Source organism: Rhodopseudomonas sp. NSM, from assembly GCF_052445935.1.
In the GTDB taxonomy this organism is placed as follows: domain Bacteria; phylum Pseudomonadota; class Alphaproteobacteria; order Rhizobiales; family Xanthobacteraceae; genus Rhodopseudomonas.
In genome coordinates, this window is record NZ_JBQTCH010000005.1 from 339,850 (window position 1) to 366,531 (window position 26,682).

Genomic DNA, 26,682 nt, shown 5'->3' on the forward strand with positions numbered 1-26,682 from the left:
GCTATCCTTTGTCTTCGGCCTCGCGCTTGGCTGCGGCTGCGTCTTTGGCGGCCCCGGGCGACGGATTGTCGCCGGTGCCGGGCGCCTGCTGCTGGCTCTTGGTCGCCGCCGGGGTGACGGTGGCCGCGCGGCCCGCGACCGGGGTGGGTTGATCGTCGTCCTTGGACATTGTGGCCTCCTGCGTTGACAGCAAAGCAACTGCAGCCGGGGGCCGGCGTTCCCGCCTGCGCAGGGATGCTTGCGAGGAGATGCCGGTGAAGATCGCCACCTTCAACGTCAACAACGTCAACAAGCGGCTGCCGCTGCTGCTCGGCTGGCTGAAGACGGCGCGGCCCGACATCGTCTGCCTGCAGGAGCTGAAGGCGACGCAGGACGACTTCCCGGAGGCGGCGCTGCGCAAGGCGGGCTACTCCGCCGCCTGGGTCGGTCAGAAGAGCTGGAACGGCGTCGCGATTCTCGCCCGCAAGCGCGCCGAGATCGTGGTCACCCGCCGGGCCTTGCCGGGCGCCGCCAGGGATCTGCAGAGCCGCTATCTGGAAGCCGCCGTCGCCGGAATCATCGTCGGCTGCCTGTACGCGCCGAACGGCAATCCGCAGCCCGGGCCGAAATTCGACGCCAAGCTCGCCTGGATGAAGCGGCTCAATCGGCATGCGGCCACGCTGCTGAAAAGCGGCGTGCCGGTGGTTCTCGCCGGCGATTTCAACGTGGCGCCGACGCCGGCCGACATCTACCCGACCCGGTCATGGGACAAGGACGCGCTGGTGCAGCCGGAGCCACGGGCGCTGTTCGCGGCCCTCCTGAAGCAGGGCTGGACCGACGCGCTGCGCGCGCTGCATCCCGAGCAGGCGCCGTACACCTTCTGGAGCTACTGGCGAAACCGGTTCGAGCGCGACGCCGGACTGCGGATCGATCATCTGCTGCTCGACCCGGCCAGCGCGCAGCGGCTGGCGCGTGGCAGCGTGGACCGCGCGATCCGCGGCATGCCGGACGCCAGCGACCATGCGCCGGCCTGGATCGTGCTGAAATAGCGCGGCGCGACCGACAGCGCGGCATGACGGCAGGAGAGGCGGGCGCGGCAGCCCCGTCGCATCGGTCTGGAGCGAGGCTGTTGCCTCTGCGGCTCCGGGCCTATAGAAGTCGGCCGTTGGGGCCACGTGGCGGAGTGGTTACGCGCCGGTCTGCAAAACCGTTTACTCGGGTTCGATTCCCGACGTGGCCTCCAACCATCCCAGCCGAATTCCAGCGAGATCAACGGTCGGAGCGGGCAGGCGACAACAGTCGCCTGATCGGACGCGTCGCCGTGTTTTCAGGACGCGTGAAAGTCGGACGGGAACGGGATCAGCGGCCATTCGATCTGATTGTCGTTGGCGGCGCGGCGCATCGACGTCACCTGGCCTGCCACGCGGGCATTATCCTGATCGCCTTCGGCGAAAGCGTGGCTGACGTCGTCCAGCAGGCGGGCGTATTCGGCTTCACTCATGGTCGGCTCCTGTCGAGCCGCACTGTGCCGAACACGTTTTGGGTTCAGGTTGAACCGATCGTTCGAATTTTATCGATCCCGCTGATTCGATCAGAGCTGGAGGCTCGGTCGGGCGCTGCGGAATCAATCGATTATGGTTGATACTTCGTTGCCGCGATGGGCTCTGCCGGCGTTGAAACGGCGCGCATAGCAAAAAGCCGCCCCGCGAGGGACGGCTTTCGCTCGCAGCGCTTGCGCGATGCTTACTGGCAGAGATGCATCCGGCCGTCTTCGCCGCGGAAGGTGGTGCCCGGCATGCAGACGAAGCCGTTGCGCCGGGCATAAGCCTCGGTCACGCCGCCGTTCCAGCCGTAACCCTGCTGGTACCCGGTCTGGAACGGCGCGGTGGCGATCGCGCCCGCCGCGCCGATCGCGCCGCCGACCACGCCAGCCGCGACGTTGCCGGGCCAGAACGCATTGCTGTCGCGATAGTCACGACGTGCCTGGTAAGTGCCGTTGTAGGGGCTGTTCATGTTGTAGCCGCGGCAGTCGGCGTTCGGATACATCTGCGAACAGGCGCCCGGATACTGCGCGGCGCGCTGCGCCGAGGCGGGGGTGGCGATGGCCAGCGCAACGGTGGCTGCAGCAGCGGCAATAGCGATTGATCGAATCATGGAGGGTCTCCTGTTGATGATCTTGATCACGTCGATCCCGATAGCGACGCAACGTGATGCAGGGAGAGAGGTTCCTGCGATGCAGCAGGGCCGATTCACTGCGGCGTGAGCAGTCAGCTGGTGATCAGCAACGCATGCCGTGGGCTTGCCGCCAGGGTGAGCCGATCCGCCGCGCTGGATCCGCGCAGCCAACTCGTCGTGCGACGCTTGCGGAGCGCGGACGTTGCCGGTCGCGGGTCAGGTGTCGTCGAGAGGCGGATAGCGCGAAACCGCGCGTCTCTATCGGCGCAACGCGCGGCGCAGATGAGTGATCCGACGGATATGGGTGACCCGACGCAGTTCAGTGATTTGCGGCTCGACCAGGCGCAAGTCGGTTGCGATATCGCGCAACATTGATCGCCATCGTCGACCGACGGCCACCAGATCGACGGCGATGAAAAAGATGTTGGCTCAGGTTCGTGGATGAACTTAGAACCCGACTCATGTCGCCGCGATCGGAAGTTTGCCAGACTTTGCAGATACTTCGGGGCATGACTGAAATGTTCGGACCTCTTTCGCAAGGTGAAAATCCCTCAAGGCCCGGCCCGTAGAGCCATTTTTGATTCCTTTCAGCCAGAAGCGCTGCCGTGCGATGCACTCGAAAGGGCGCAAAACAGGTCCGTTCAAACGCTGTCGGACGCCCCGGAGCTCGCGATAGTGAGTGCATCATATATGATACCTTCATCCAATGGATGCCCCTAAGCCGATCCCAGGGTCTTTTGGCCCATTCGGGGTCGAAGTGTCCGACAGCTTAGAACTCGCCAATTTGTCAATCGGACGGATACAGATTGCCGAGTTAGCGCAGGATAAATATCCTATCCTCTCTATTTCTTTCCTTGCCTTCCGTGTATCTTATATGATACATTCATCAGACAAACAGGATCCGAAACCGATCCCCTTGCGGTTCTGGCGATCATCGTCCGGGCAGGAGCCGGTGCGCGGCTGGCTGAACGAGCTTTCCCGCGAGGATCAGAAGGTGGTTGGTCGGGATATCGCCAGGGTGCAGTTCGGCTGGCCGGTCGGGTTGCCGGTGTGCCGGCCCTTGGGCGGCGGGCTGTGGGAGGTTCGCTCGACCCTGAAAAGCCGCCGCGAGGCCAGGGTCCTGTTCGGGTTCTATGAGGGGATGCTGATTGCCCTGCATGCGTTCATCAAGAAGACGCAGAAGACGCCGGCGGATGATCTGGCATTGGCGAAGCAGCGAATGAAAGAGGTGCGGTCATGACGAAGAAGAACAGGCATGTCGGATCCAGCTTCGAAAGTTGGCTCGACGAGACCGGCCTTCGCGAGGAGGTAACCGTTTCCGCGATCAAATCCGTGATCGCGATGCAACTTTCTGCCGAAATGAAGAAGCAGAAACTCACCAAGAAGCGGATGGCCGAGCTGATGAAGACCAGCCGCGCCCAGCTCGACCGGCTGCTTGATCCCAACAATGGCAACGCCACCATCGAAAGCCTCCAGCGCGCGGCGCATATCGTCGGACGAGAGCTCCGGATGGAGTTGGTGTAGACGTCTCTTAATAATCTGCACAATCTGAGTTACAATTTGATTATGTATTTTGCTACGAGCCAGAATTCGATCATAGTTTTCCGACTGGAATACCACACAATGAACGACCAATCGAACACGCCAGTAGTAATCGCGACAGAACCCCCAATCTTAGCAGGAGACACACTGCCTTCGCTTGATTTGGTTCGGCGCGTGGTCGTGTCGCATAAGAAGGTTGTTGGAGCAGATTGGCGTAACAGAGATTTCGTGGATTTTAATGCTCTCAAGACTGTTTTTGAGAATTGCGACTTCCGCTATTCGAATTTCGAGAGAGCCTATTTCCGCGATGCACGTTTTGTGAACTGCCGCTTTGACGGGGCGCGATTCCATGAATGCAATTTCAAGAGCGCGAACTTCTACAGATGTGACCTCAAGTTTGCGCATTTTCATGAGTGTTTGCTTGAGGTGCGTGAATTTGTCGCTTCACTTCCCGCCGAGCCGAACATTCGTCGGGAGAGCCTTAGTAACCTGAAAGCGAACGCCATTGAGGTCGGCGACTATGAGAATGTCGGCTTCCTTGTCTTGCAGGAGATCGAAGCGACAAAGCGCCACTATTCATACGCTATGAGCGGGTTCGATACCTACTACCGGAATAAGTACCCGACCTTTGCTGCACGCGCGCATGCCGGCCTGAAGTTGCTCTGGCTCAATTTAAACGGTCTTGTGTGGGGGCACGGTGAGAAGCCGTGGCGGTTGCTAGGCAGTTGTCTAGTTACTCTCGTGGCGCTGGGTTTTGTAAACTTCTGGAGTGTTATGCCACGCGTAGGCTGGGACAACACTATCGGGGGCTTAAATGTACTCACCTACGTGCTCCGGCTTTTCCTAGACATGGTGCCTGACGAGCAGTTTCAAGGCTTTGTGGTGGTCGACTATGCCGCAGTCATTTTGCGGTACGTCTATATCGGTCTGTTTATTTCCGTACTCTACAAATCGATATCGCACCGATGAGTACCGGAAGTCTCATCGCCGCGTACATCTTTGGTTCCGTAGGGCGGGGGCAGGCCGATCCTCTCAGCGATCTAGATATTCTCGCGGTTGTCGAAAACAATCGCGGCAAGGTTGCTGAAGTTGATGTGCTCAAGTTGGTGCCATTGCAGTATGCTTCTTTGAAGCCCTCGATCTCATGGTACGGAGCCGCGCGTGTCACAGAGATGTTTCACAATGGCGAGCTCTTTGCTTGGCATCTCTCTCGGGAGACTGTGCCGTTGTTCGATCCAAGTCGATTTCTACCCACACTGGGCACGCCGACACCATACAGAGAGTGTCTTGCGGATGTTCGCTCCTTTCGTGCGATTCTCCGGGGGATACCCCCGCAGGTTCAACAAAGCGCCGTCAATGCCGCCTACGAAGCTGGTCTCGTATACGTCTGCCTACGAAATATCTCGATGGCGGCATCATGGGAATTGTGTGAAGCGCCTGATTTTTCTCGCTATTCTGTCTTCAACCTCAAAGGTCTTCGCAAGTGCCCGATTTCAGTTGAAGAGTTCGACGCGGCCATGCACTGTCGAATGGCCAGCCAGCGGGGCCGTCTGCCCCCGCATAGTGCGACGGTTCCCTACATTCTGGACGTCTACAGGAGGCTCGATCCTTGGCTAGATGAGCTGGAAGGATTGCTCATAAGGAAGGAAAATGGACGGCAATACGCGCAGAACGCGGTTTGAGAATCGCGTGGAACTGGAGCGGGAGTTCCTCACACACGTCAACCAAAGATTTGGAAGACTCGCTCCCCTTGCCGGAATGACAGGCGATGCTATCGACGCATGGCAGGTTCGCGCTCGTGAGGCCGGTTGCGGCAATGAAGTTGATTTGGTCCATGACCTCCTGATTGAAATTTCGAAGCGTGCCGAATTGATCGCCGATCACAGCCGGGATGTATTCGATAAGGAAGGTAGAGCGATGGCCGGCGCTCTTGATGACCTTCGCGTAATGCTTTCGAAAGCGATGTCGATGGCTCGGTGACTTTTAGCCCGCAATAGAATTTCAATCTCCCGCCGGCCAGACGCGCTGCGCGATCGATCTGAACTGCGAAATTGCAAGAGATGAGCGCTCGTTTCTCGCGCGTGATCCCGGCCGTTTCAGTCGCTCCACGACGGCGTCTTTCCCGGCCTCCCATATCTCGATCGTTTCGTATGATGATTTGTCGAGTAGCACCAACAGCACGGCATGGAAGTCGCCATTGCAGTTGATTTTTGAAATGCGTCCTTTGTACGGGTCGTGGCGAGATACAGCGCGTCCCTTGATCTGAAACGTCACCCGACCTGAAGTCAAATCTCGATATGCATCGTAGCAGGGTGTGCGCGCCGCAGCGAGCGTCAGGCCAAGCTTTTCGGCAGCTTCGTACTCGGCCACCTCTCCAGTTACGCCCAGCGGCTTTTCTGTGAGATCGTAGTACCGTATTGCGATCGCCTTGGCATCTCTCAGAACAGATTTCAGTTCATCTTCGCCGTCGCTTTTGGTCATGTCCACACATTGGCTCGCTGTTCTATAATCAAGGGCGATGAGAGGCGCGAGGACAGCAGCTTGTCCAAGCGTAGAGCCTAATAATAGTGCCTAGCAACAGCCAAATTGATAGGTTCTTGCGGGCTGACGTGTGTAGAGGCAAAGTATTGCAATTGGTTAGCTGATAAAGCGGGGCGTCTGTGCCAGCAACGTCGAAATTTCAGTCGATCCTTTTGACCCGTGTCGGCCGCCCGGAAGACTACGGCATTTACCGCGCGGGCCTCGAATGGGATTTGACCGAGCCGATCGTTATCGACAGCGAAGAGGATGTCCGGTCGGCACCGCGTTGGCGAGAGCATCTTCAGCCGTACCATCATCAGGTGACAAACCTGATGACCTTCTGCCGCAGGCTACCGGTCACATTGCTGGCGGATGATGTCGGTCTCGGCAAGACGATCAGTGCCGGGCTGATTGTCAGCGAACTGGCAGCACGCGCGCGCGTAAGCAAGGTGCTGGTCGTCTGCCCGAAATTGCTCGGCCCGCAGTGGAAGGAGGAGCTCGAAACCAAATTCGGCATTCCGGGGATTGTGGCGACCGGAAGGGAATTGCTCACGGCCAACCATGATGAACTCGGCGCGGTGATCACCACTTACAATTCGGCGCGGCTGTATCTGGAACAGCTGCCTGAAGACCGCTTCGACATGTTGATCCTGGATGAAGCCCACAAGCTTCGAAACCTGCATGGCGTTCCCAATCCGCCCCAGGTGGCCAAGAAATTTCACAAGGCCCTGCAAGACCGGCGGTTCAAGTTCGTCCTGATGCTGACGGCCACGCCGATCCAGAACCGTCTCTGGGATCTCTACTCGTTGGTCGATCTCCTGACCGTTGCGCGCGGCCACGAGAACCCGTTCGGCAGCGCCGGAATGTTCGCCCGGCGTTTCATTGCCGATGAAAGGGATCAGGCGCGGCAGCTCAAGGCGGATGCGCGGGAAGAGTTTCGATCAATCGTCTATGGTTACATGTCGCGGGTTCGCCGCGGCGATGCACGCCTCGCTTTCCCGACCCGTGTCGTGCGGATGCACCCACTGCCTCCCACACCGGCGGAGCTGGAGCTAATTGAGGTCATACGCGAACCGATCAAGAAAATGAATCGGCTCACGCAGATTGGTATTCTGCAAGCCCTGGTGAGCAGTCCCGATGCCCTTCTGGCGCAGCTCACGAACATGGCCCGGAGAGGGACGGCACCGCCCGAACTTGCCCAAGCCGTCAAGGCTATCGTGACGACGATGCCGACAAGCGCCAAGCTGACCGGCCTTGGCAAGCTCATCGAAAACCTCAAACAACAGAATCCTGAAAGCTGGCGTTTGGTCGTATTTACGACGCGAAGAGAGACACAGACGACGATCCAGAACTTCCTTGAAGGCCACGGATTGAAGGTCGGCATCATCAACGGGGATTCAGGCCAGAAGAACCAGGAAACCATCAAAGCCTTCCGGCAGAACCCGCCCGGCTATCGCGTCATCGTTTCGACCGAAGCCGGATCGGAAGGCGTCAACCTGCAGGTCGCCAATGTCCTGGTGAACTTCGATCTGCCCTGGAATCCGATGATCGTCGAGCAGCGCATCGGCCGCATTCAGCGCCTGGCTTCCGAACACGAGAAAGTCAGCATCTTCAATGTCATGCTGAGCGGCACCTTTGAACACTACATCGTCGGGCGCTTGATGGAAAAGCTGCAGATGGCGGCTCACGCAATCGGGGACATCGAGGCGCTCCTTCAGGGAACGGACATCGACAATGACGGCGAGGGGGACAGCGCCGACAGCTTTGAGGATCACATCCTGACGCTTGTACTCGCCGCACTTGCCAAGAAAGACGTTGAGCGGGACATGGCGCTCGCCCTGCAAAGCATCGAGGATGCCAAGCGCGAGTTGGAGCGCGAGGAGCAGAACATCAATAGTCTGCTCGGCGGCATGGATGAAGCCGGGTACGTCGGGCCGCGAACCCCGAAGCTGCCGCCGCCCGTCCGTTCGATGGACGCAAAGGAATTCACGCTGTCGGCTTTCGGGTTGCTGGGCGCCTCTGTCGAGGAGGAAAAGCCGGGACAGTACCTCGCAAGGGGCGGGGACATCCGCGAACGTTTCCGCTTCGACAATCACACGGAGGCGCAGGGCCCCGGCGTCATTCTCTACGACCAGGACGCCCCGGCTTTCCGTCGCCTGGTCAAGCGCGTGATCGCCTCGGGCACGCACGGTGTCTCCGATGCCGACGTCGCTGCCGGCAGGGACGCCAAGGAACTGACGGAGGAGTGGATCAAGGCATTCGGCGGGGAGCCGCAATCGGCGAAGGCGACGACAGTCCGCAGCTTCTACAAAGGGAAAGCCCTGCTTCGCGTTCGCGCCACAGTCGCGCATGACAGCTACGAGCGTCTTGTGGATGTGGACTGCGGAGGTGAAGACTACGCCGAGCATCCCGCGGCAATAGGGTTAGAGCCGATCGGCAAGGTGGTCCGCGACCCGGCAACCATCGGGCTGAGCCGGGACCGACTGATCGCCGCTGCCGAAAAGGATGACGCAGTCGAAGAGTTCTGCCGTTTCTATGAGGAACGACGGGAGATTGAAGTCGGCGCGGCGGGCGACGACGCCAGAAAGAAGAAGAAGCTCGAAGACGAGTTCACGCCGCGCCTCGATATCTCCCTGGTCGGCCTGGAGGGAGCGGCCTCCCGCGACCTTGTGATGCTCGCGAAGTTTGGATTCCCGGCAGGGGGATCATACGAGGCCGAAATCGTCGTGCGCCCGCATGAGCGGAGGGTTGTGGAGGCCCCACCGTCCGAACTGTGCTCCAAGACAGGGCTGACCGTTCCCTCATCCTGTCTTGACCGCTGTGAAGCGACGGGAGCGACGGCCCTGCGTCATCTGCTTGAGGTGTCCGAGGTCAGCAGGCGCAAGGCGCTGCCCGAGTTCATGGCGACGTGCGCCTACAGCGGCAAGCGCGTGCTGCAGGATGAACTTGAGACTTCTGACGTCACGGGCAAACAGGTCGCGGCTGCGCTCATGAAAACCTCGGCAATGAGCGGCAAGCGCGCCGAGCCCGACCAGTTCGGAAAATGTGGCTTTACCGATGCCGAAGTCCTGAAATCGGAGATGAAGACAAGCCAGCTTTCCGGAAAGGCCTACCGGAATGATGAGGAAGCCAGATCCGATGTGTCGGGAAAGACCGGCCACAAGAGCGAATTCATCACATGCCACGAAACACGGCAGACGCTCGCCGCCGACGAGGCGGAGACGTGCGAGCTTACGGGGTTCAAGGTTCGGCCCGGCGTCCTGGTCACATGCGAGGTCACCGGAAAGCGCGTCCTCCCGGGCGTCATTGGAACCTGTGCTGCAACCGGAAAGCGGGCATTGAACAGCTTGCTGGTGAATAGCAGTATTTCACAAGCGTTCGTCCTTAAATCCGAGGCGTTGAAGTCCATTGGCGGCAACTACTGTCTGCCGTCCGAAGCGCAAACCTGCTTCTGGAGCGGGCAGCGGTCACATCCTGAGGACATTCGGTCCTGCGCGCTCACGGGGCTCACCATACGCGTCGAATTCGCCACAACGGAGGGGCCAGCCCGGCTTCAGACACTCGTCGATTTGCTTGACGGCATCAGGCGGAATGCTGACCAAAACGAGGTGTGGCCGACGCTCGCCGAAAAGGTCACGGCGGAGCTGAAGAACGGAAAGTGCCGGGTTGAAGCCGCAATGCTATCGCCTTCCAAGAAGCACCTTGCCGCCTGCGCCGAATCGAAAACTATGCTCGGACTTCGCGTCCATCAGATCGGCGCTGTGTTCGATATCGCAGACAGCGTCCTTGTCGGCCATGTCGCCGAGGGGAAAAGAAACAAGGGACATTGGGAGGCGAGGTAGCCGGTGAGGGCAAGCGCAATTTAACGTAGTTCATAATCCAGAAGGCCAGAGGTTCAAGTCTCTCTTACGCGATATATTTAGACTGCGATATCAATGAATTAGCCTCACTCTGGCGGGCCTTTTTGCCTCTGCTGCCCCGCAAACTGCGATCGCATCCTTTTAGCAGCCATCTGGAGTGCAAATCGGTTTAGTGGCACGCTAAAAGCGAGTCTCTGGGCGTGAACGCCATGAGGCGTGCCAAATCTCCCTCAGTTGGAAGCAGTGAATGCCTGAGAATACCGCCAAATCTGCCGCCAAAACTGGCGGCAATGCGACCGCGTCGGGAATGGAGTTTCAGGCCAGTGTGGCTTCCCTGTTCGGCGCCCACATGCTGGCGGGGCGGCAGCTCGATCTCCGTCTAGGTCTGGGCGCAGCTATTCCTACTCTGGTGAGGTGCGAAACCGATGCGCCGGTGGACGACGTCCTGATTGGCACCTCAGACGGCGGCTACATCTTTGTCCAGGCCAAGACAAATCTTGCTCCATCAACGAAGCGCGACAGTCCGCTTGGCAAGAGTCTCAGTCAGGCCGTTCGTCAGTGGCTTGTTTGCAGGAATGGCAATTCGGGAAAGGCCTGGGATCGCCCATTAGATCCCTCAACTGATCGTATTCTGATCGCCATAGGGTCCGGCTCAAACCTGGGATTCGTCGGCGACATCACCAAGGGCCTCGAACGCCTGCATGGCCAAGGTGAAAGCCTTATTACTGGCGCACAGCAAGCGGCGATCGATAGCGCCTCCAATCTTATCATCGAGGTCTGGAAGGAAGTAGAGGGGCGCGAACCGTTCGCCACCGAGATCTCTGAAATCCTGCGCCTGCTGCGCATTGTTCCGTTCGACTTCTTAGGTGGGGACCGGACTGCATCAATCGAACTAATGCGCTCAGCTCTCGCTAACCCAGAGTCCGCGGAAGCTGCCTTCGAAGGTCTTCGCCAGATATTCCTCCGGTTCATGTCAACCAGGAGGGGCGCCGATGTCTCCGAACTGCGATCCCAGCTCGAAGCCGCCGGTGTACGTCTCAAGGCTCTACCCGCTTATCGTCAAGACGTGCTCGTTCTTCAGAACTATAGTGACCGTATTCGGCAGCACCTAGAAGGTTATGAAAAGACGGAGGTCGATGATCTCGAAATCCGGATCGAGCGGTCGTGTACCGACGCCGTGATGAAGGCGGCTGGTGACGCGTCGCTCCTCATCGTCGGCGAGCCGGGAGCCGGAAAGAGCGCTGTCGTCAGTGCTTGCGCCGCGAAGATGCGCAACGCTGGGTATCCGGTCATTGAACTTGCCGTCGATCGCCTGCCCGTATCGACACTTGACGGGTTAAGAAGTGAGCTGGGTTTGCAGAATTCGGTCGCCTCCGTCCTCGCGAACTGGCCGGGTGGCACCGAACCAGCGTTTCTGTTCATTGATGCTCTTGATGCAGCTCGCGGTGGAAGGAGCGAAGCTGTCTTTCGAGCATTGATCTCAGAAGTCCTTTCTCTTCCCGGCAAACGATGGAGAGTTATTGCTTCCATTCGCAGTTTTGATCTGCGGATGGGGGAGCAGTTTAAGCGGCTGTTTCGTGGGACGCCGCCATTCCCTGAATATGCAGATCCACTGTTCAGCAGCGTCCGCCACTTGAAGATTCCTTTGTGGACGGACGCGGAATTAGCCCAGGTTCTCGAAACGTCGCCGCCGATTGCCACAGCCATCGCGGAAGGTGGGCCTCGGTTGCGAGAGCTGGCGCTCGTGCCGTTCAATACCAGGCTTTTGGCTGACCTGATTACGAATGGAGTAGCGGCCGAAAGGTTCGGAGAGGTTGGAAGCCAGGTTCAGCTCCTTTCTCTCTATTGGTCGAACCGCGTCCTTAAACACGGGCTGAATGCCGAGCTGTGTCTCAAGAGCGTCGTCTCCGAGATGGTTGCAATCCGCGGACTGCGAGCCGACCGACTTAAGGTTGCGGGAGCGACCGTCCCCGGGCTGGAAGCGTTGCTCGGCGAGAGCGTTCTTATCCCCGTCGCGGGTGACAAATACGTCGCATTCCGCCATCACATTCTCTTCGACTATGCCGCAAGTCGCGTCTTCCTTGTTCCTGACGATCAGGTTTCCATAGCAAAGCTTTTGAAACGCGAGAGTGGTTTGGGGCTCATGCTTGGCCCCGCACTGGTATATTCACTTCAAGAGACGTGGTCACATTCGGGCGACGGGCGAGATAATTTCTGGCGAGCCATCTGCAACATCGCGGGAAATGCCGGCTGTGATCCAGTTGCAAGGAGCGTTGCCGCCCGGACCGCCTGCGAACTGCCGGAAGGCGATAAGGATTTCGACGGTCTGATTGATGCGCTAGGAAAACCGGAAATTGCGCATAACGCGCGAACGACTGTATCCCAGTTGATCGGTTCTCTTTCGGTTCGCATCGAAGACCAACTTCCGATTAGCGTCGGCGCGTGGAGTAAATTCGCCAAACAGCTCAGTCGTTTCATCGAGATGACTGCGTGGCCACTCAGGACCCTCCTATTTCTCCTCACCGAGCGGACCTTGAGCGACGGCCAACGCGCTGACCTCGGAAAAGCCGCGCGGTGCTTGCTGTCCTACGGGCTAGCCAATCCAACCGCCGATGCCCTCACGACCGCTGCCATTGGCTTCGTGGGCGACACCTTTGCGAGCGATCCCGCGGAATCTCAAACCCTGCTTCGGAAGCTCTTCGAGCCTTCACGGTTCGAGGCGCATGGTCATGATGACATTCCCTGGCTAACGCGAAAGATCGATCAGATCGCTCGTGTGCGGCCGGAGTTCGCGGCAGAAATCTTTGGAGTGGCCTTTTCGAAAAAGGTTACGGACGACAGTCCGACCTCTCTGGGAAACAGTCGCATTCTCTCGCTAACGAGTAACCGACGCCAAGACTTTGAAATGGCGCACTGGACGCTGGCTCAGTATCTACCAAAGTTTTTCTTGTTGACTCCGCGCTTCGCGGCAAGGGCGCTCGTTGATTCAATCCGAGGCTATGTTGAGCGAGAGCATCCGATCAAAGAAGATAGTCGCCGCAATTCAATTTCCATCGCGCACCGGCAAATTACGTTGGTTCAGGATTGGAGCTACATTTGGGCGTCCAATCCAGAAGACGAGCATGAAGACAATGGACAATCGCTTCTCAGGGCGCTGCTGAATTATCTCGCCTCCGCCTCTCCTGATGCCGTTTCGGAGGTTCTTGAGGAGATTGTCGCCCGAAACGAGGTTGCGGTGCTGTGGGCGCGGCTATTGTTAGCCGGTGTCCGGCGAGTGAATGTCCTTGGAAAACCCCTTTGGCCGATCGCGACAAGGCAGGAGTTCCTTACGCTCTCGGACACTTTGAAGGACAGTATTGATCTCGTCGTCGCACAGTATCCATTTCAGCCAGAGGAGGAGCGATCGAAGTTCGAAGCGGAGGCGCTGAATTTCGATTTCTCGTGGGCAAGCAATCCGGAAGACGCCCGAAAGATCATACTTGGCCGGATATTCGGAGCGCTTGGCAAAGACCGGTTGGTAACCGACGAGGCCCGAAGAGTTCTGGCCAATCTCAGCGAAAGTGAGCGGGGAGGGGCGGCCAACGAGCGGTTATCACACACAATAGTTAGCAGTTCGGAGATAGATGACGAATATTGGCTCAGGAAGCAGGGCGCCGACGTATCCTCTCCGGAAAATGCACGTCTGATTGAAGAAACAGCGAAGCTCAAGAAGGACTTCCATTCGAACGATGATGAGAGAAGTGCCCGAGACTCCGGAGCTGAAATCGATCGTCTCTGGACGTTTATAGCAGAAGTTGACGCAGCAACGGATGTCCATGAGGAAGTGAAATCACAGGCCGTAGGTGCCGTCTCCGACGCATTCGGGAAGCTGATCGCCGATGAAAAAAGGTCCGGACGCAACAGCCTAGAGAGTCTGGCCAAGATGAGCAGCCTGATCGAAAGGCTGGCGCAAGATCGAGCCCCGCAAGTCTTGGATGACACGGAGCGCCAATTTGAAGAGTCGCCGTCTTGGGGATCGCCGTCGCCGCGAATTGACGTGGTAGAGCCGCTCATGACGGTGCTTAGCACCTCGCCTGCGAGTCTTGAGAGACTGAAGCCGACCCTTATTGCGTTGCTCGCCGACCCGCACCCCGCTGTACGAATGGCGGTGGCGCAGCGCTTGAATTCTCTCTGGAATACCGATCGACCGCTCATGTGGCAATTGATCGAGAGGGTTGTCTCCACGGAGCAGAACACAAGTGTGCTTCGTTTCTTCGCCAGCAGCGTCCTCCTCCGGCTCATACATGCAGCTCCTAATCGAGTTGAAGATCATGTGTTGGCGTTGGCGGAGCGTGATGAGAAACGGCAGGCCGAGTCCGGACGTGAGTTGAGCGAGCAGATCGGGGGGCTGATGGGGCTCCTGTGGCTTCTTTACGCGGCTGATCGTTCACAGCAGACGTTGAAGAGATGGCTGACTGATCCGGTTCGGTATGACGAGCAGATCAGGCATGCGGCTTCGATGCTGCGCGGTGCGGTGATCCTTGGATACGAGACCGGCAAAGAAAAGGACAATCAAATTCGCCATCGCGCCCACGAGATGGCGTGGTGGATTGTGGATGCGACAGCCTCACGGTTCCAAAAGTACATCGATACGGCCACCGAGGAAGATCGAGAGGCGGCGACTGCAATTGGCAGAATACTCAACCATGTGTGCAATCAGTTCTATTTTTCGTCAGGTGCGTTTCGAACGCACAATTCCGACGAAGACCGGGGGATAGCAAAGGCTGAAGATAAGCTGCGGTTCCTCACCGAGGTGAAGCATATTCTTGAACGGATCGCCGCAGTAGCGATGCCAGAGACTCTGCACCACCTCGTCGAACTCTATGAATTCTTGATCCCTGCCGATCCCGCAGCAGTATTTGATCTGGTCGCAAACGCACTTCTGGGTGCGGGCAAGATGTTCGGCTACCAATTCGAATCACTGGGAGCCGACCGGGTTGTCGCTGTCGTTGCTAGGTTCCTTGCCGATCACAAGGAGATATTTGAGGACGACCAGCGGCGAGGCCGACTTATTGAATGTCTGGATGTCTTCATCGAGGCCGGTTGGCCTTCAGCGCGTAGGTTGCTGTACCGCCTGCCGGAATTGCTCCAGTAATGGTCACGCGCGAGAAAGCCAGATTCAAGCGTACGCTCGAAGAGCTGATCCGCAGCTTCAAGAGGAAGATCGCGCCAGACGCAGTGGCGCCGTTCATTGGAGCGGTAGACGAACCGCCGCTCGAACATACGACACGCAAGCATTTCCTGGACGGTTTCCTCGAAGCGCTTGGCTGGGACCTAAGCAATCTTGACTACGACGTCGTGGAAGAAGCGCGCATCCATGGTGAGACTACGCTTTTCTTGGATTACGTTGGGGCCCACCCTGAGGAGCGATTGCCACTTCTCATCTTCGAGGCAAAGGCGTGGAGCAAGCCTTTGGTGGCGGCGGCACGCTCTTCCGACCGGAACAAGAGCCACTCACAACTCATTGCAGCAGCCATAACGCATTGCAAAGCGAAAGGCGACGAGGCAAGTCGTCCGGTGCTGAAGGAATGGTACGAATGGTTGGGCAAGCTGGTCGATTATGTCCGAGGCATGCATGTGCAAAGCGGGCACGTTGTACCCAAGGTTGCGATCAGCTCAGGCCGGTGGCTTGTTGTGTTCACAGATCCTGCGAACGCCTTCATCGCAGATAGCGATGTTGAACCCTCAAGGATACTCATCTTCGACATCGAAAACTATGTAGAGTTTTCAGGAGAGATATTTGATCTGCTGGCAAGAAGCCAGCTTGTTCGTGATCCGCCGGTCTATATCAATTGCGAGCAGATTCTGGCGCATGCGTCAGACGCCTCGGTGCGCAGAGTGTTTCGGGCTGCGTGGGTTAGCAGAGTGCGATCCGGGTCACCCTTCGATATCCATCCTCAGATACAGGTTTATCCAGCTGCTGTCATCGAGAGGTCTGATCGGGGCCTGGTGACAATCATCGACCGCAGCGTTGGCCGCGAGACTGTGCCGAGCCGTGGGGACAGAGTGGCCCAGCATCGGGTGGACGTCGGAAGTCTGTCAGACGCTTTGCTTGCCAAGCTCAAGACGTTCTTGCCGTCTTTGCCGCAAGCATCATCGATAGCCGAGTTCCCAGGATTTCCGACGCCTCCCACAAGAGGAATGTCCACACATGTTGATGGCGCCATCGGTGTTGGCGATAGAAGGTTCGTTAAGGAATGGCCTCACGATGCAGAGCAATTCATTCTCGTTACCGGTGACGTGCCGCACTATCTGATGGAGGGGCAAGCGGGGTCTTGCATAGGGCATGATTGGGCTGCCTGCCGCAAAATCGGCGAAGAAGTTGGCGAGAACCCCGTCCTCTCACCGACACTCGATCCCGCCGCCTATTTTGTGTCAGGCGAGAGCCATCATTGCGCCCATCGTCAAATACACGGACGCCGAGTTCAGACGTGCAAGTTACAGGCGTTCGAGGATTACATGTGTTGCAAAGTGTGCGTTTTTGAGCCGATCTGCTGGGACGTCGGGAGTCACCGCCCCTGCGGGACGGTAATCGGTCCTGACGTCGATGCGCCGGCGGAAGTCGCTGTCTTGGAATGACGTTTTTAGGAAGGCCTCTCGGTACGCGGTAGCCAAGGGCATCGACGTCAGCCCTAGAGCGTTGGGGCTGTCGCCATACCAATCGGATTGTGGAGGTAAGCATGCCTCAGAACAAGAAGCATCACTTCGTTCCGAAGTTCTACCTTCGGAATTTTTCCAAAGATCAAAAGAGCATCGGCATCTTCAATGTCGCATCCAGGCGTCTCGTGCCGGGCGGAAACTTAAGCAATCAATGTTACCGGGACTATTTCTACGGAAAGGATCCTAAGCTCGAACATGCATTTTCGAAGATGGAGGGTAGCGCAGCGCTGGTCATAAAAGACCTCATCCATGATCGTGAGGCAGCTCTGACGCCGATGACTCCCGAGCACATCATCCTCTCTCACTTTATGGTGCTTCAGTCGGCACGGACCGCCTTTCAGGCCGAAGCCGAGGCGGAGGCGACGGACAAATTTTTCAGGACCGTGTACAGCGAGCAAGTTGGGGATCTGGACGGCTACCGGATCGGCTTTGAGAACCCGATCTTAATCGCGGTGCAGGCGGCAAGTCGGGTTGTTCCGATTGTGTATGATCTCAAGCTCAAACTTCTTTGGAATGAAACGGCGCACGGCTTTATTACGTCCGACAACCCGGTTGTGCGGCACAACCAGCTCTTTGAGGGCAACGACTATTCCGGGCACACCGGTTGGGGACAAGCAGGTTTGCAAGTGCTGCTTCCATTGTCCCGAAAGGTGGCGTGCCTCCTTTACGATGGCCAGACGTACAAGGTTGGCGATAAGCGTGCGCGTTCGGTGACAATAGAGTCCACCGATGATATCGCGAGAATCAACGCATTGCAGTGGTTGAACGCCCATGAGAACGTATATTTCTGCCAGGGAGATGAAGCGTCGGTTCAAGCTCAAGCGCCAACGACCATTCCGCGCCGAAGAGCCGAGAAGAGTTCTGTCTCAGAACATGAAATCCGGGTCGGAAAGTCAGTCGACAAGCAATCAACCATCTTGCATGAGTTCCGGCCTGGGCTAAATGTTCGCCTGAGACTGAGCTTCATGAAGCTTCGCAGACATCCGAAGTTTCCGCGTCACGACTTCCGTTCCGCGCCAGTGCGCGACAAGGAATATCTCGACGTCGTCGAACGCTTCGGTATCCTGTTGTCCAAAGGAAAGGCGAAGCCAGAAGAGTTCTTTGAATTCGCTGCGTGTGCTTGCCGGGCGAAATCATCCTCTGGCCAGTGAACCAGTTAGTCTGCGACGCCGTCTTCTCTCTTGCCGCGAGCGACAATTCGCAAGACACCGTCTGCCAAAGGACGCTGGAGCTTGAGGGCTTCGTCTGTGGGTGCGGTCAGCCAAGTCTCGATCTCGGCAGGGTCGGTGAGGACCACCGGCATGGCCTTCGGATGAATGGGACCGACGACATTGTTTGGGTCGGTGGTCAGAAATCCGAAGAGATCATTCGTCGTCTCGCCTTCCTTGACCTTCCGCACCGAGGTCCAGTTCGTCCAAATACCGGCGAAGACCGCCAAAGTGCGGCTTTCGTCCAGGGCAAACCAGACGTCGCCGCCTTCGGCCTTGTTGAACTCGCTAAACGAGGTGAAGGGCACGACGCAGCGATTTTCTACACCAAGCCAGGGCTTCCAATGCTTGCTTGAGGTGTTGCGGATATTCGTGGTGCCGCTGTCCGGCTCCATCCGCAGCAATTCCGTGAAATCGACCGGCACTCCCTTGGCTTCCAGCTTGGCGGCGCGCTTCTTGGTCGCTTCCAGCAGCGCGAATTGCGAGGACGGCATGCCCCAGCGAGCAATTGCAAGTTCACGGACGCCATCCGGTGCATTGCGGACCACGGGTGCTTTGTAGTCCGGGAAGATACCCGGCATCTGGGGCAGGTTGCCGGTGATATCTCGCATCGCGCGTGCCAGCGCGATGATCGCGGCCTGTCCCTTGGTGAGGCTGTAGAGATTGCACATGCGACCATTCTAGGTGAAATCGTGTAAGCTGCAAAAGTCGTTTGCCGACGACGTATTCCAGCATTGCCGTACGAGCGTTGTTGCCGAGGCCGTCGTGGTGGGACGTTGGCGGACCGCGCTCTGGCAACCAATTTGCAAAGTGCAAGGGAGGTCTGCATGATAGCAGTTATCTTTGAAGTGCTCCCGGCAGAGGGCCGCAAGGGCGAATATCTGGAGCATGCCGCGCGCTTGAGAAGCGATCTGGAACAGATGGACGGTTTCATCTCGGTCGAGCGGTTCCAAAGCCTAACCAATCCGGAAAAACTGCTGTCGGTTTCGTTCTGGCGGGACGAGATCGCGGTCGCCGGGTGGCGCTGCCAAGCCAGCCACCGCGCGACGCAGAAGGCTGGAAGGAATGGCATCTTTAGCGACTATCGTTTGAGAGTTGCCGCCGTCGTGCGTGACTACGGCATGGTTGATCGCCGGGAAGAGGCGCCGAATGACAGCAGAGTCTTGCACGACGTGATTATTTGAGGATTGCAAGCTTCGGCTCGAAGGCTCTCATCGCGTTATTTGGCGGAGTGCCAGTAATGTTTCGTTGCCGACGCACACGAAACATTCGTCCTGTCCCATGAAGCCATTTCTCTTGGCTGCGAAGAAGGGCTGAAACCTTCGCCTGATAGAAAAGCATTCAGGGAATTGGCGGGGCATTCGGCAACAGGAGACGGCCATGAAACAGCCTTGGTCCATGTTGGCAGTTCTAACGTTCGTCTGCGCAGCGGTTCTAGTTCCGATCAGGACATCGCCTCCATTGATGCTCGGCGAAGGGAATGGAACCGACTGGAAATGCAGCAGATCGGCGATGGTTGTGGTCACTTGTGTGCCCAACCACATGGTTCGCCTCTCATTGAAGGAGTGACCCTCAGGTTGACGGCCCGCGCGTGCCGGGATCTCACGACACTGGAGCTCAGGCCCTGGAAGCCCGGCGATCGCTTTTTGCGCTCCCTTGGAGGGAACTCCCAGCCGACCTTTTGGCAATCGTCACCCTGCCACCAGCGCCACCAGACTGAATAGGAACTGGCGCGGAGCTTACCGTTCTGAAGAACGACTGCCGCGCCATATTCACTGCCACCGCCCAGCGTCTGCCGATTTCCTGTACTGCCTCCAGCCGCAGCGGCTTCGCCCGACGGAGGCCGAAATGAAGGTCTTGACGCCGAACTCGCTCATTCAAGGGGCGCCAGCAGAGAGTTGTCGTCCCGTTGGGGAGCATGCTTCTCGCGCGGCTCAAAGATCGAACGTATGAGCGCATCATGACTTTTGGCTAGCACACCTGGATTAACGCCAAGCGGCGCGCCAAACCGTTCGCTCATCTTCTCCATCACTACGACAATTTCCGGTGATTGAAGTTCCTCGCTGCGTTTGAAGCCGGTCAGGCGGAAAACTCGCTCTGCCAATCTGAGAAGATAGGGGTGAAGCGCTGCGCGTTCAGCCTTGGTATACGGTGCGCAAAGACTGGCCTGAAGACACCAAAAGCAGGTTGCCCAACATTCGATCAGGTCGTCCGTGAACTGCTTATGCAAGGCATCGATCACTACATGCCGGATGGCTGGATCGTTACCGTCAAAGAAAGCAAACAGAACTCGCCCCATGAGGCGAGGCCAGCTATCACCGCAATCCTCGACGGGCAGGACTTGAAGTGACGTCCTCCCGATCAGATCGTTCTGATCCGCATCGCGACCGGCCCACCCGGCGGCAGCAATGACGGTCAATAGTGAGCGAAGCCTGAGGATGTCGATGGTCGATAATTTGTTACCAGACTTGTTCTCCAGTATCCTTGCATTGAACGCTGAAACGGCAGTCGCGATCTGACCGCGTGTCGCTTTCCTCTGTGCGGTCTTGCGGCGCTGTTCCTCGCGGACCTTCTCTTCCGGGGACCTGTCGTCGTCCGCTGTTTCGAAGCTGGTGCCGCGTCCGATTGCCTCTTCGGCATTTGCCGTCTCGTCGCCGAGATCGAAAGCCCTATCGAGCGTCCTTTCGTCTTCAATGGTCGCATGCGCCTCATCGCCGAGCCTGAGAATACGATTGAGGAAGCCGCGTACGAGCGAGACGTCGCTGCCTCCGAGGCTGTTTCTTGGTATGGTTGAGTCCTGCGCGCGTGGCGTCCGCCCGGCAATGAACTGTTCATAGGAAAGCGTAGGATAATGCGCTGGCGCGCTGTCATCCGTTCCACCGCCGTTCTTTCGGCTTTTTGCGATTGAAGTCTTACGGAGATCACCGTTCTGATGCCGCTCTGCGGACTCCAGTTGGTCGAGAACGTCCAACAAAAGAAGCGTCACCTCGGTTTCTTCGGAAAGCTGTGATGCGGCGTTCTCCGCCTGTCTGGATCGTGCTTCCTTTGCCGCCTCCCGGATCTTGTCGATCAATGTCACAATTGCCAGCGCGGATTCCGTTCCGTCGGCATGCCTTAGCTTTGCAAATGCGGGCCGGTCCGCTAGCCCCTTAACATGATATTGCTGACCGCTTCTGTTGTTCCCGGCGGGAGTGAGCGAGCATGGGAGCTCGTTTCCATGGCCGTTAAGCAGAACAATCATTGCAGAATCGGGATCGATATCTTCCGGAGGCGTCCAGAATAGAAACTCGTAGCTGCACTCGAAGCGCCCGGGAGAACGGCTGTGCCATTCCTCCAGATCGAGGTCGTCACTATGCTCGCTCTCCTTCAGGTCTTTTGGATCAACCTCCAAGCCAGGATCGAGCAAGCCCTTCAATTCGAGCGCCTCAAGCGCAGTTCCCGCCGGGAAGCGCCGATACACGCTTACCTCTTCATTATTACCCGTGACGCCGTTCACGCCCAGAGCGGCGACGGTGCAGTTCGCGCTGCCATACAGGACATGATCTGCATCCTTCGTCTGGGCGATGAAGGCCTTGGCATGCAAGAAGCGGCCTTTCCGAAATCCCTTCCTATCGAACAGCCGGACGTTCGCGAACTTCTTCAGCGCCTTGACTGGAAACAGCTTCGCATCAAAGTCGATGAGCAGGTCAATCTTTGTGGGCGATAGCGACTTGGCTAGATAGTCCAGAGCGTTCAGGCGATCATCCCAATAGGGGCTGACGACGACCAGCCGCTTGACAGGTCTCTTCTCTATCTGGGCAAGAAAGCGCTCAGCGATGCCGGTCGGTTCGCCCGTAGTGAAAAGTGCCGCTGCCGTTTCATCCGTAAGCGCAACGGGACCGCTCGCCTTTTGGGCGCGGCGGAGCCAGGCTGTTCGGGCTTCCGCCCATGAAAGCTGAGCGTCCAGAGCCTGTCCCGTCCTGTCACAGTGGCGCATCACATAGGACCATGCCTGAGCAATCAGACGCTGTTCGCCAGAATCCTCTATTCCGCACACGAATTCTCCGGCCAGCTCCACGTTTCCGGCCAGCCCGGTGGCAGTCATGTTGGCAGAACTGACAATCATACGTCCGCCGTCGCGACCAAGCTGAATGACCAGCTTGGGATGGAAAACCCCCGCAGCCCTGGTGCCGTTTGCTGTGTAGAGCCGTCCAGCGGAGCGCGGCAATGTTACGAGGCTTGCGAGGCTTTGCGCGAGAAGAGCGCCGTCGCAGAGAAGAATGTTGTTGTGGCAGCCAGCGCCCCGGAGGCGATGCAGCACCACGTTCTCGTAAACGTCGAAGTCGATCCCGAACGTCGTGATAATGCTGGTGTGGTAGCCGCGCTCCCCAAATCGCTCGTACAGCCTCATCACTTTCTCAGAACCTCCGCGCCCCGAGCCGTGAGCCCATTGTCGCTGATAAGATGGATGTCGTGAAGAAACCGGATTGCGGGGCCGAGCCGCGGATTCGTGTAAACGGGCCCGTCCTTGCCCCGCATACGGATCAAACCGTCGTCGGTCTCGATCAGGAATGTGTAGTCCCCACGCTGAAATTTGCGGAGCGCCACCCACAGGTGCCGGTGCAAGACGCGCTCGTCAAGAATACGCGATATGGCCTCGACAAATGGCGTGTCGCCGTGCCGGTCGAGCCATCGCCCCTCCGTAAGCAACGAATGAAATGCTGACGGGTCGAGACCGCGCAGCTCATTGGTGATGTCTTCCTCGCTCTCACGAAAGCGCTTATGAAGAATGCCCAGAAGTACAAGCGCTTGCCCCGCCACCTCTGCCGAGCAATAGGCCTTATCGCTCCGCACGGCCATGATCTTGCGTGCTATTGAGAACTCACTCTCCTCTACGCTCGGATCGTTCGGATTGTCAGCCAACGTCAGTCCGCTGACAAAGTCGTTCCATGAGGACGGGAGACGCTTTTGAGCGTCGGCAATCGCCTTCCCGCAGCGAGCAATCAGCGCTGATGGATCGATCCCGCGTGGCTCGTGGCCGAGTTGATCCAGCAGAAATTTGAGTAGGCATTCGAGAGCAACATGACAGAGATCGTTGGCGTGATAGACGCGCCAGCGTTTTGCCTGCGCCTCCAATTCGCTTGTGCCGGGATCGAAAGCGGACCCGTCCTGACCCTTGCCCGCGTAAAGCATCCATCGGACATCATCCGCGTCAGGGCTTCGTTTTAATTGGTCGGCAATTTTGAGGATCAGGAGCAGGCTTAAACGGCGTGAGGTGTCGTCAGCATTCTCTGAACGAGCCCGCGCAAACAGAATGTCTTCATACAGCCGTCGTTCGGGGGCGGTCTTTCGGATTTCGGAAGGGGCAAGCTTTGCAAACCGGTCAAGCTCGTTCAACGAAACCTTGGCCCGCTTGATCACACCCAGGAATGGTCCGGACAGCTCGCCGAGTTCGTTCTCAAAAGCTTTGGCCAGCTTTTCACCCATGGCGGCGCTGGGCACCGCAATCTGGTGTTCCGGCGAGTCGTCAAGGATGCCGATCTGGAAGAGTTGGCTCGCGTATGCGAGGCCGTAGGCTCCCCATTTCACGGCGAAATAGTTTGGCCGTTTGATTTCGGCGGCAGCCGAGAAGTCAATCGTTTTGCCCGTGAGGTCTCGCAGCGTGTCTCTGGCCCAGTCCGTGCCTGCTATGCCGCCATTCTCGCCGCGGCGCTGGGCAATCAGCGCATAAAGCGCTTCGGTGCGGCGAATAAATTGCTGCCAGCTCTTCGGATCGGTATCGCCGATCCGTCTGGCGTAAATCCAACTCAGCCAGGCATACAGACCATAGTACCGGACCCGCAGCGTCACGTTGCCTATGCCAGGAAGCAGCGTCTGATATAGATTGACACTGCTATTCTGCATCCCCAACGGATCAAGCCCGTTCTTCTTCTGGTAGTCGGTCCATTCGGGATAGTTGAGTTTCGTTACGACGTTCAATTTGCCCGTCTCCCCACCCGAAGGTCCTGCATAACAGCCAGCAGCGCATGACGAATCTAAAAACATTCTGCCCACTTAATTGAACTAGCGATAGATGCAACCATCGACCTTTTCGTCATCTTTCGGTTAGGTTTGAATTAGTCCTTCGATGAGGCTCTTTTCGGCTGCGAATGGCTGAAATCCTCGCGTGAAAATATAGCATTCAGGGAAATCGGCGGGGCGATCGGCAGCAGGAGAAGGCCGTGAGGCGGCCTTGGTCCATGTTGGCAATTCTGGCGCTCGTGTGCGCGGCGGTTCTTGTGCCGATCAGAACAACGCCTCCAATGCTGCTCGCGGAAGGGCATGGAGCGTAAGACTTGGAGGCTCGATTTCGATGAAGATCTGAACGGGCCTGCCGTCGCAGAGAAACCGCGTCATGCCAGCCCGGAATTCAGCCGACGCCCGGAAATGCCCCGGTCGATCAAATATCGCCTCCTCGACCACGTCGCTGATCAGCGGAAGATAGCGCGCCCGAAACAGCCCGTTGAGCCATTCCATGCGCGGCTCGCCGAAGGCCTCTTCCAGCGTCGGCATCGCCAGTTCGGTTGCGATTGCGGGAGCATGGGGCAGGGCGGCGGTCGCCGCTATGCCGCCGAGACCCGCCAGGACCTTTCGCCGGGAGATGCTCATGCGTTCAAATACTGGCCCCAATAGGCCAGTTTGAAGCTGTAGAGCGTCGGGGAGCGAAGCCAGTACCGGTCGTCCGATGGATCATGCCAACCGGCCTTTTTCCAGTCGTCACCGCGCCACCAGCAAATCCGCCATGGGTAGGGTTCCGGGACGCTGTCTTCAAATTCGGGATCGATCATCTCAAACCGATGAAAGACCATGATAAGGCTTTCCTCGACCTTGGCTTGAACATAGCGTTGGCCGTCGGATGCCTCGATCAGGTCGTCAAAATCCACAAGCTGCTCGAATGGCGTGTCATGCAGCACAAACTGCACCCACTTGTCCCGAAAATCCTGTGACACGCGGAAGCGGTTGTGGTCGTCCAGCAATGCGGTCTCATTGATCGAGTTGATGATCCTGTCGTCTTGCGCCCTGAACATCTCACGCAGCGCGACCATTCGCTTCGCGCCAAGCAAGCCTTCGATCGAAGGGCGGAATGGTCTGTAGGATGCCATGGGAGTTGCGGGCAGCGCCGTGGACAGCGCGGCCGCGCCAAGGCCGGTTAAGACGGTTCGTCGTGATAGAGCTGACATCATGGCTCCTGCCGCTGACGCGGCCCTCCTGCCAGATCGTGCAATTCCTGCATGCTGATATAGCGGCCGACCGGCGCGGGCAGGTTTGCCGGACGTGACGGGGCTGCGCGCACAGGGCGCATGAGCGACAGCGCCGCCCCGCTTGGGCCAAGCATTTGGTAAGATCGAAGGGGCCCGATCACATATTCCTTGCGCGCCAGATCCATCACCCACCAGTCACGGGTCAGCAGCACCACAAGCGGGTGGGGCGGCTCGGCCAATTCGCCGACATAGCCGTGAATCACCGGGCCGAGACATGAGCCGAACGCCGATAATAACAAGGCATAGTCATGATGCCGCTCCGGCTCCGCCGGGCACAGCACGTCCTCGCCGTCATTGAGCAGCTTTGCCAATGCATAGCGGAATGATGGCGAGAGATTGAACCGGTCGTCTTCAGTGAAAAGCTGTGGTGCATGGCTCCATTCCGCGTCGGTGGCCTTTGCCCCGCTCCAGCGGTGCCGCAGCCGCCGCATGACCTCCGCCGGAAATATCGCTTCGATATCAAGGGGAGGCGGCGGCAACGCCGCTCCCAATTCCGACGTCGAGGCGGCGAACAGCGCCGCCGCTCTCCGGTTTTCAGGCGCAGTTGTTCGTATGAGGCCCGGCATATCGCCCCCCATCCATCTGAAACAAATTGGTATTTCGAAAAATCTGCGTAGGACGCGGCACGTCCTGCCGAATGAATCCTACAGGGCTCTGGAATCTTCCGTAAAGAGTCGAAACCGTGAACAGATTAAGAAATTCTGTTTCGTCGGTTTGGAGTGGTAGCAGAGGCCCGAAGTTGATTAGCGACGGCGTGGCGGATCATCGCGGTAGCGTGGCGGCATTCCATTCACCAGATTGCAGACGACGCGGTGAATCTCATAAGTGCCAACCTTCTCGAAACGTTCTGCAATCGGCTCCGCCCAGAAGCGCGCCGTGGGATAGCCCTTATCGTGCCAGAATTTCTCCAATCGTTTCGCCAAGGCCATCGCCCCATTTCGGCTGAGCGTGTCGGGCGCGCGGGGCTTTCCGACGGGATCAGCGACATCGGGAGCAGAATGATCGAACTGTTCGCTGCTGCCGTCGCCTTGTCTGGTGGACGGTGCAGGGGGAGTTTCGTCCGGCCGGGCGCTCTGACGCGCACAAGTGGCTGCGGCGCCCTCAAGACGCACTTGCTCAGGCTGCCCGAATTGACATGCCCGCCCGGCCGGTGGGAATTTCTCGGTCGCCGCGCCAGACGGCGCGTTTCCGGTGATTGTTTCGTGCTCGACCATCACATGCCTTTCCCCGCTGCTTATGCGGTTTTGAAGGGGGGTGATTGCCGACGGAACGGACCGGAGGGCTTCCGTGGTCGTGGGTTTGATCTTCGTCAACCTCAGCGCAATGACATGCCCTCACGCAAGTGAAACCGCTTTTAGAAAAAACGTTTCTGGTCTGTATCGTCATAAGTTGTTGTTTCAGCTAACTGCATGAATGCAT

Annotated in this window: 22 protein-coding genes and 1 tRNA gene; 12 read left to right on the forward strand and 11 right to left on the reverse strand. The window is 58.0% G+C overall.

The annotated features are described in order from the left end of the window. Position 1 precedes the first annotated feature (1 nt). Positions 2-169: a hypothetical protein gene (locus tag ACTZWT_RS15485; protein WP_444770562.1), complete on the reverse strand. Its 168-nt coding sequence runs from the start codon at positions 167-169 to the stop codon at positions 2-4. 85 nt (positions 170-254) lie between these two features. Here ACTZWT_RS15485 and ACTZWT_RS15490 point away from each other — a divergent pair, with 85 nt between their 5' ends. Together ACTZWT_RS15490 and ACTZWT_RS15495 are read left to right on the forward strand one after the other, a co-directional pair. Further along, entirely contained in the window at positions 255-1,028 is a 774-nt protein-coding gene (locus tag ACTZWT_RS15490; protein WP_444770563.1) for an exodeoxyribonuclease III, read from the forward strand. 120 nt (positions 1,029-1,148) lie between these two features. After that, positions 1,149-1,222, forward strand: a tRNA-Cys gene (locus ACTZWT_RS15495). Positions 1,223-1,306: 84 nt separating this feature from the next. Here ACTZWT_RS15495 and ACTZWT_RS15500 read toward each other — a convergent pair. Then, positions 1,307-1,480 carry a hypothetical protein gene (locus ACTZWT_RS15500; protein WP_444770564.1) on the reverse strand — a complete coding sequence of 58 codons (174 nt, stop codon included), beginning with the start codon at positions 1,478-1,480 and terminating at the stop codon, positions 1,307-1,309. 242 nt (positions 1,481-1,722) lie between these two features. Next, positions 1,723-2,133 carry a hypothetical protein gene (locus ACTZWT_RS15505; protein WP_444770565.1) on the reverse strand — a complete coding sequence of 137 codons (411 nt, stop codon included), beginning with the start codon at positions 2,131-2,133 and terminating at the stop codon, positions 1,723-1,725. A gap of 778 nt (positions 2,134-2,911) precedes the next feature. Here ACTZWT_RS15505 and ACTZWT_RS15510 point away from each other — a divergent pair. The 5 genes from ACTZWT_RS15510 to ACTZWT_RS15530 all read left to right on the forward strand — a co-directional run bounded on the left by ACTZWT_RS15510 (position 2,912) and on the right by ACTZWT_RS15530 (position 5,676). Next, complete coding sequence (locus ACTZWT_RS15510; RefSeq protein WP_444770566.1) at positions 2,912-3,394, forward strand: type II toxin-antitoxin system RelE/ParE family toxin; 483 nt, start codon at positions 2,912-2,914, stop codon at positions 3,392-3,394. Then, positions 3,391-3,678, forward strand: a complete 288-nt coding sequence (locus tag ACTZWT_RS15515; protein ID WP_444770567.1) for a Fis family transcriptional regulator — start codon at positions 3,391-3,393, stop codon at positions 3,676-3,678. Before ACTZWT_RS15510 ends, ACTZWT_RS15515 begins: the two co-directional genes overlap by 4 nt. A 99-nt stretch (positions 3,679-3,777) precedes the next feature. Next, positions 3,778-4,665, forward strand: coding sequence for a pentapeptide repeat-containing protein (locus tag ACTZWT_RS15520; RefSeq protein ID WP_444770568.1), 888 nt, complete (start codon positions 3,778-3,780; stop codon positions 4,663-4,665). Next, positions 4,662-5,378, forward strand: a complete 717-nt coding sequence (locus ACTZWT_RS15525) for a nucleotidyltransferase domain-containing protein (RefSeq protein WP_444770569.1) — start codon at positions 4,662-4,664, stop codon at positions 5,376-5,378. Before ACTZWT_RS15520 ends, ACTZWT_RS15525 begins: the two co-directional genes overlap by 4 nt. Then, a complete protein-coding gene (locus ACTZWT_RS15530; RefSeq protein ID WP_444770570.1) occupies positions 5,347-5,676 on the forward strand; it encodes a hypothetical protein in 330 nt (109 codons plus the stop codon). The genes ACTZWT_RS15525 and ACTZWT_RS15530 overlap by 32 nt, the downstream gene beginning before the upstream one ends. Positions 5,677-5,697: 21 nt before the next feature. Here ACTZWT_RS15530 and ACTZWT_RS15535 read toward each other — a convergent pair whose 3' ends face one another. Next, positions 5,698-6,177 carry a hypothetical protein gene (locus ACTZWT_RS15535; protein WP_444770571.1) on the reverse strand — a complete coding sequence of 160 codons (480 nt, stop codon included), beginning with the start codon at positions 6,175-6,177 and terminating at the stop codon, positions 5,698-5,700. Between the two features lie 179 nt (positions 6,178-6,356). Here ACTZWT_RS15535 and ACTZWT_RS15540 point away from each other — a divergent pair, with 179 nt between their 5' ends. The 4 genes from ACTZWT_RS15540 to ACTZWT_RS15555 all read left to right on the forward strand — a co-directional run bounded on the left by ACTZWT_RS15540 (position 6,357) and on the right by ACTZWT_RS15555 (position 17,926). Next, positions 6,357-10,058, forward strand: a complete 3,702-nt coding sequence (locus ACTZWT_RS15540) for an SNF2-related protein (RefSeq protein ID WP_444770572.1) — start codon at positions 6,357-6,359, stop codon at positions 10,056-10,058. A gap of 265 nt (positions 10,059-10,323) precedes the next feature. After that, positions 10,324-15,210: an ATP-binding protein gene (locus ACTZWT_RS15545; protein ID WP_444770573.1), complete on the forward strand. Its 4,887-nt coding sequence runs from the start codon at positions 10,324-10,326 to the stop codon at positions 15,208-15,210. Further along, positions 15,210-16,694 carry a hypothetical protein gene (locus ACTZWT_RS15550; RefSeq protein ID WP_444770574.1) on the forward strand — a complete coding sequence of 495 codons (1,485 nt, stop codon included), beginning with the start codon at positions 15,210-15,212 and terminating at the stop codon, positions 16,692-16,694. Before ACTZWT_RS15545 ends, ACTZWT_RS15550 begins: the two co-directional genes overlap by 1 nt. Positions 16,695-16,795: 101 nt before the next feature. Then, the gene (locus ACTZWT_RS15555; RefSeq protein ID WP_444770575.1) at positions 16,796-17,926 is read left to right on the forward strand and encodes a DUF4238 domain-containing protein; all 1,131 of its coding nucleotides are present in this window, start codon (positions 16,796-16,798) and stop codon (positions 17,924-17,926) included. Between the two features lie 5 nt (positions 17,927-17,931). Here ACTZWT_RS15555 and ACTZWT_RS15560 read toward each other — a convergent pair whose 3' ends face one another. Continuing rightward, complete coding sequence (locus ACTZWT_RS15560; protein ID WP_444770576.1) at positions 17,932-18,654, reverse strand: SOS response-associated peptidase; 723 nt, start codon at positions 18,652-18,654, stop codon at positions 17,932-17,934. 156 nt (positions 18,655-18,810) lie between these two features. On the opposite strand from ACTZWT_RS15560, the gene ACTZWT_RS15565 reads away from it, so the two are divergent. Beyond that, positions 18,811-19,167: an antibiotic biosynthesis monooxygenase family protein gene (locus tag ACTZWT_RS15565; RefSeq protein WP_444770577.1), complete on the forward strand. Its 357-nt coding sequence runs from the start codon at positions 18,811-18,813 to the stop codon at positions 19,165-19,167. Positions 19,168-19,856: 689 nt separating this feature from the next. Here ACTZWT_RS15565 and ACTZWT_RS15570 read toward each other — a convergent pair. The 6 genes from ACTZWT_RS15570 to ACTZWT_RS15595 form a co-directional block, all read right to left on the reverse strand. After that, positions 19,857-22,373 carry a hypothetical protein gene (locus ACTZWT_RS15570; RefSeq protein ID WP_444770578.1) on the reverse strand — a complete coding sequence of 839 codons (2,517 nt, stop codon included), beginning with the start codon at positions 22,371-22,373 and terminating at the stop codon, positions 19,857-19,859. Then, positions 22,373-23,941, reverse strand: coding sequence for a hypothetical protein (locus ACTZWT_RS15575; RefSeq protein ID WP_444770579.1), 1,569 nt, complete (start codon positions 23,939-23,941; stop codon positions 22,373-22,375). Before ACTZWT_RS15575 ends, ACTZWT_RS15570 begins: the two co-directional genes overlap by 1 nt. A 306-nt stretch (positions 23,942-24,247) precedes the next feature. Continuing rightward, positions 24,248-24,610, reverse strand: a complete 363-nt coding sequence (locus ACTZWT_RS15580) for a hypothetical protein (RefSeq protein ID WP_444770580.1) — start codon at positions 24,608-24,610, stop codon at positions 24,248-24,250. Next, positions 24,607-25,182 carry a hypothetical protein gene (locus tag ACTZWT_RS15585; RefSeq protein ID WP_444770581.1) on the reverse strand — a complete coding sequence of 192 codons (576 nt, stop codon included), beginning with the start codon at positions 25,180-25,182 and terminating at the stop codon, positions 24,607-24,609. Before ACTZWT_RS15585 ends, ACTZWT_RS15580 begins: the two co-directional genes overlap by 4 nt. Then, on the reverse strand, positions 25,182-25,829 hold the full coding sequence (locus tag ACTZWT_RS15590; protein WP_444770582.1) for a hypothetical protein: 648 nt from the start codon (positions 25,827-25,829) through the stop codon (positions 25,182-25,184). Before ACTZWT_RS15590 ends, ACTZWT_RS15585 begins: the two co-directional genes overlap by 1 nt. Positions 25,830-26,006: 177 nt before the next feature. Next, entirely contained in the window at positions 26,007-26,477 is a 471-nt protein-coding gene (locus ACTZWT_RS15595) for a hypothetical protein (protein WP_444770583.1), read from the reverse strand. Positions 26,478-26,682 lie beyond the last annotated feature (205 nt).

Bases quoted from the DNA above. Each gene is read 5' to 3' on its own strand.
- ACTZWT_RS15485 (WP_444770562.1), bottom strand. From the start codon at position 169: ATGTCCAAGGACGACGATCAACCCACCCCGGTCGCGGGCCGCGCGGCC.
- ACTZWT_RS15500 (WP_444770564.1), bottom strand. From the start codon at position 1,480: ATGAGTGAAGCCGAATACGCCCGCCTGCTGGACGACGTCAGCCACGCT.
- ACTZWT_RS15505 (WP_444770565.1), bottom strand. From the start codon at position 2,133: ATGATTCGATCAATCGCTATTGCCGCTGCTGCAGCCACCGTTGCGCTG.
- ACTZWT_RS15515 (WP_444770567.1), top strand. From the start codon at position 3,391: ATGACGAAGAAGAACAGGCATGTCGGATCCAGCTTCGAAAGTTGGCTC.
- ACTZWT_RS15520 (WP_444770568.1), top strand. From the start codon at position 3,778: ATGAACGACCAATCGAACACGCCAGTAGTAATCGCGACAGAACCCCCA.
- ACTZWT_RS15525 (WP_444770569.1), top strand. From the start codon at position 4,662: ATGAGTACCGGAAGTCTCATCGCCGCGTACATCTTTGGTTCCGTAGGG.
- ACTZWT_RS15530 (WP_444770570.1), top strand. From the start codon at position 5,347: ATGGACGGCAATACGCGCAGAACGCGGTTTGAGAATCGCGTGGAACTG.
- ACTZWT_RS15535 (WP_444770571.1), bottom strand. From the start codon at position 6,177: ATGACCAAAAGCGACGGCGAAGATGAACTGAAATCTGTTCTGAGAGAT.
- ACTZWT_RS15545 (WP_444770573.1), top strand. From the start codon at position 10,324: ATGCCTGAGAATACCGCCAAATCTGCCGCCAAAACTGGCGGCAATGCG.
- ACTZWT_RS15550 (WP_444770574.1), top strand. From the start codon at position 15,210: ATGGTCACGCGCGAGAAAGCCAGATTCAAGCGTACGCTCGAAGAGCTG.
- ACTZWT_RS15555 (WP_444770575.1), top strand. From the start codon at position 16,796: ATGCCTCAGAACAAGAAGCATCACTTCGTTCCGAAGTTCTACCTTCGG.
- ACTZWT_RS15560 (WP_444770576.1), bottom strand. From the start codon at position 18,654: ATGTGCAATCTCTACAGCCTCACCAAGGGACAGGCCGCGATCATCGCG.
- ACTZWT_RS15565 (WP_444770577.1), top strand. From the start codon at position 18,811: ATGATAGCAGTTATCTTTGAAGTGCTCCCGGCAGAGGGCCGCAAGGGC.
- ACTZWT_RS15570 (WP_444770578.1), bottom strand. From the start codon at position 22,373: ATGAGGCTGTACGAGCGATTTGGGGAGCGCGGCTACCACACCAGCATT.
- ACTZWT_RS15580 (WP_444770580.1), bottom strand. From the start codon at position 24,610: ATGAGCATCTCCCGGCGAAAGGTCCTGGCGGGTCTCGGCGGCATAGCG.
- ACTZWT_RS15585 (WP_444770581.1), bottom strand. From the start codon at position 25,182: ATGTCAGCTCTATCACGACGAACCGTCTTAACCGGCCTTGGCGCGGCC.
- ACTZWT_RS15590 (WP_444770582.1), bottom strand. From the start codon at position 25,829: ATGCCGGGCCTCATACGAACAACTGCGCCTGAAAACCGGAGAGCGGCG.
- ACTZWT_RS15595 (WP_444770583.1), bottom strand. From the start codon at position 26,477: ATGGTCGAGCACGAAACAATCACCGGAAACGCGCCGTCTGGCGCGGCG.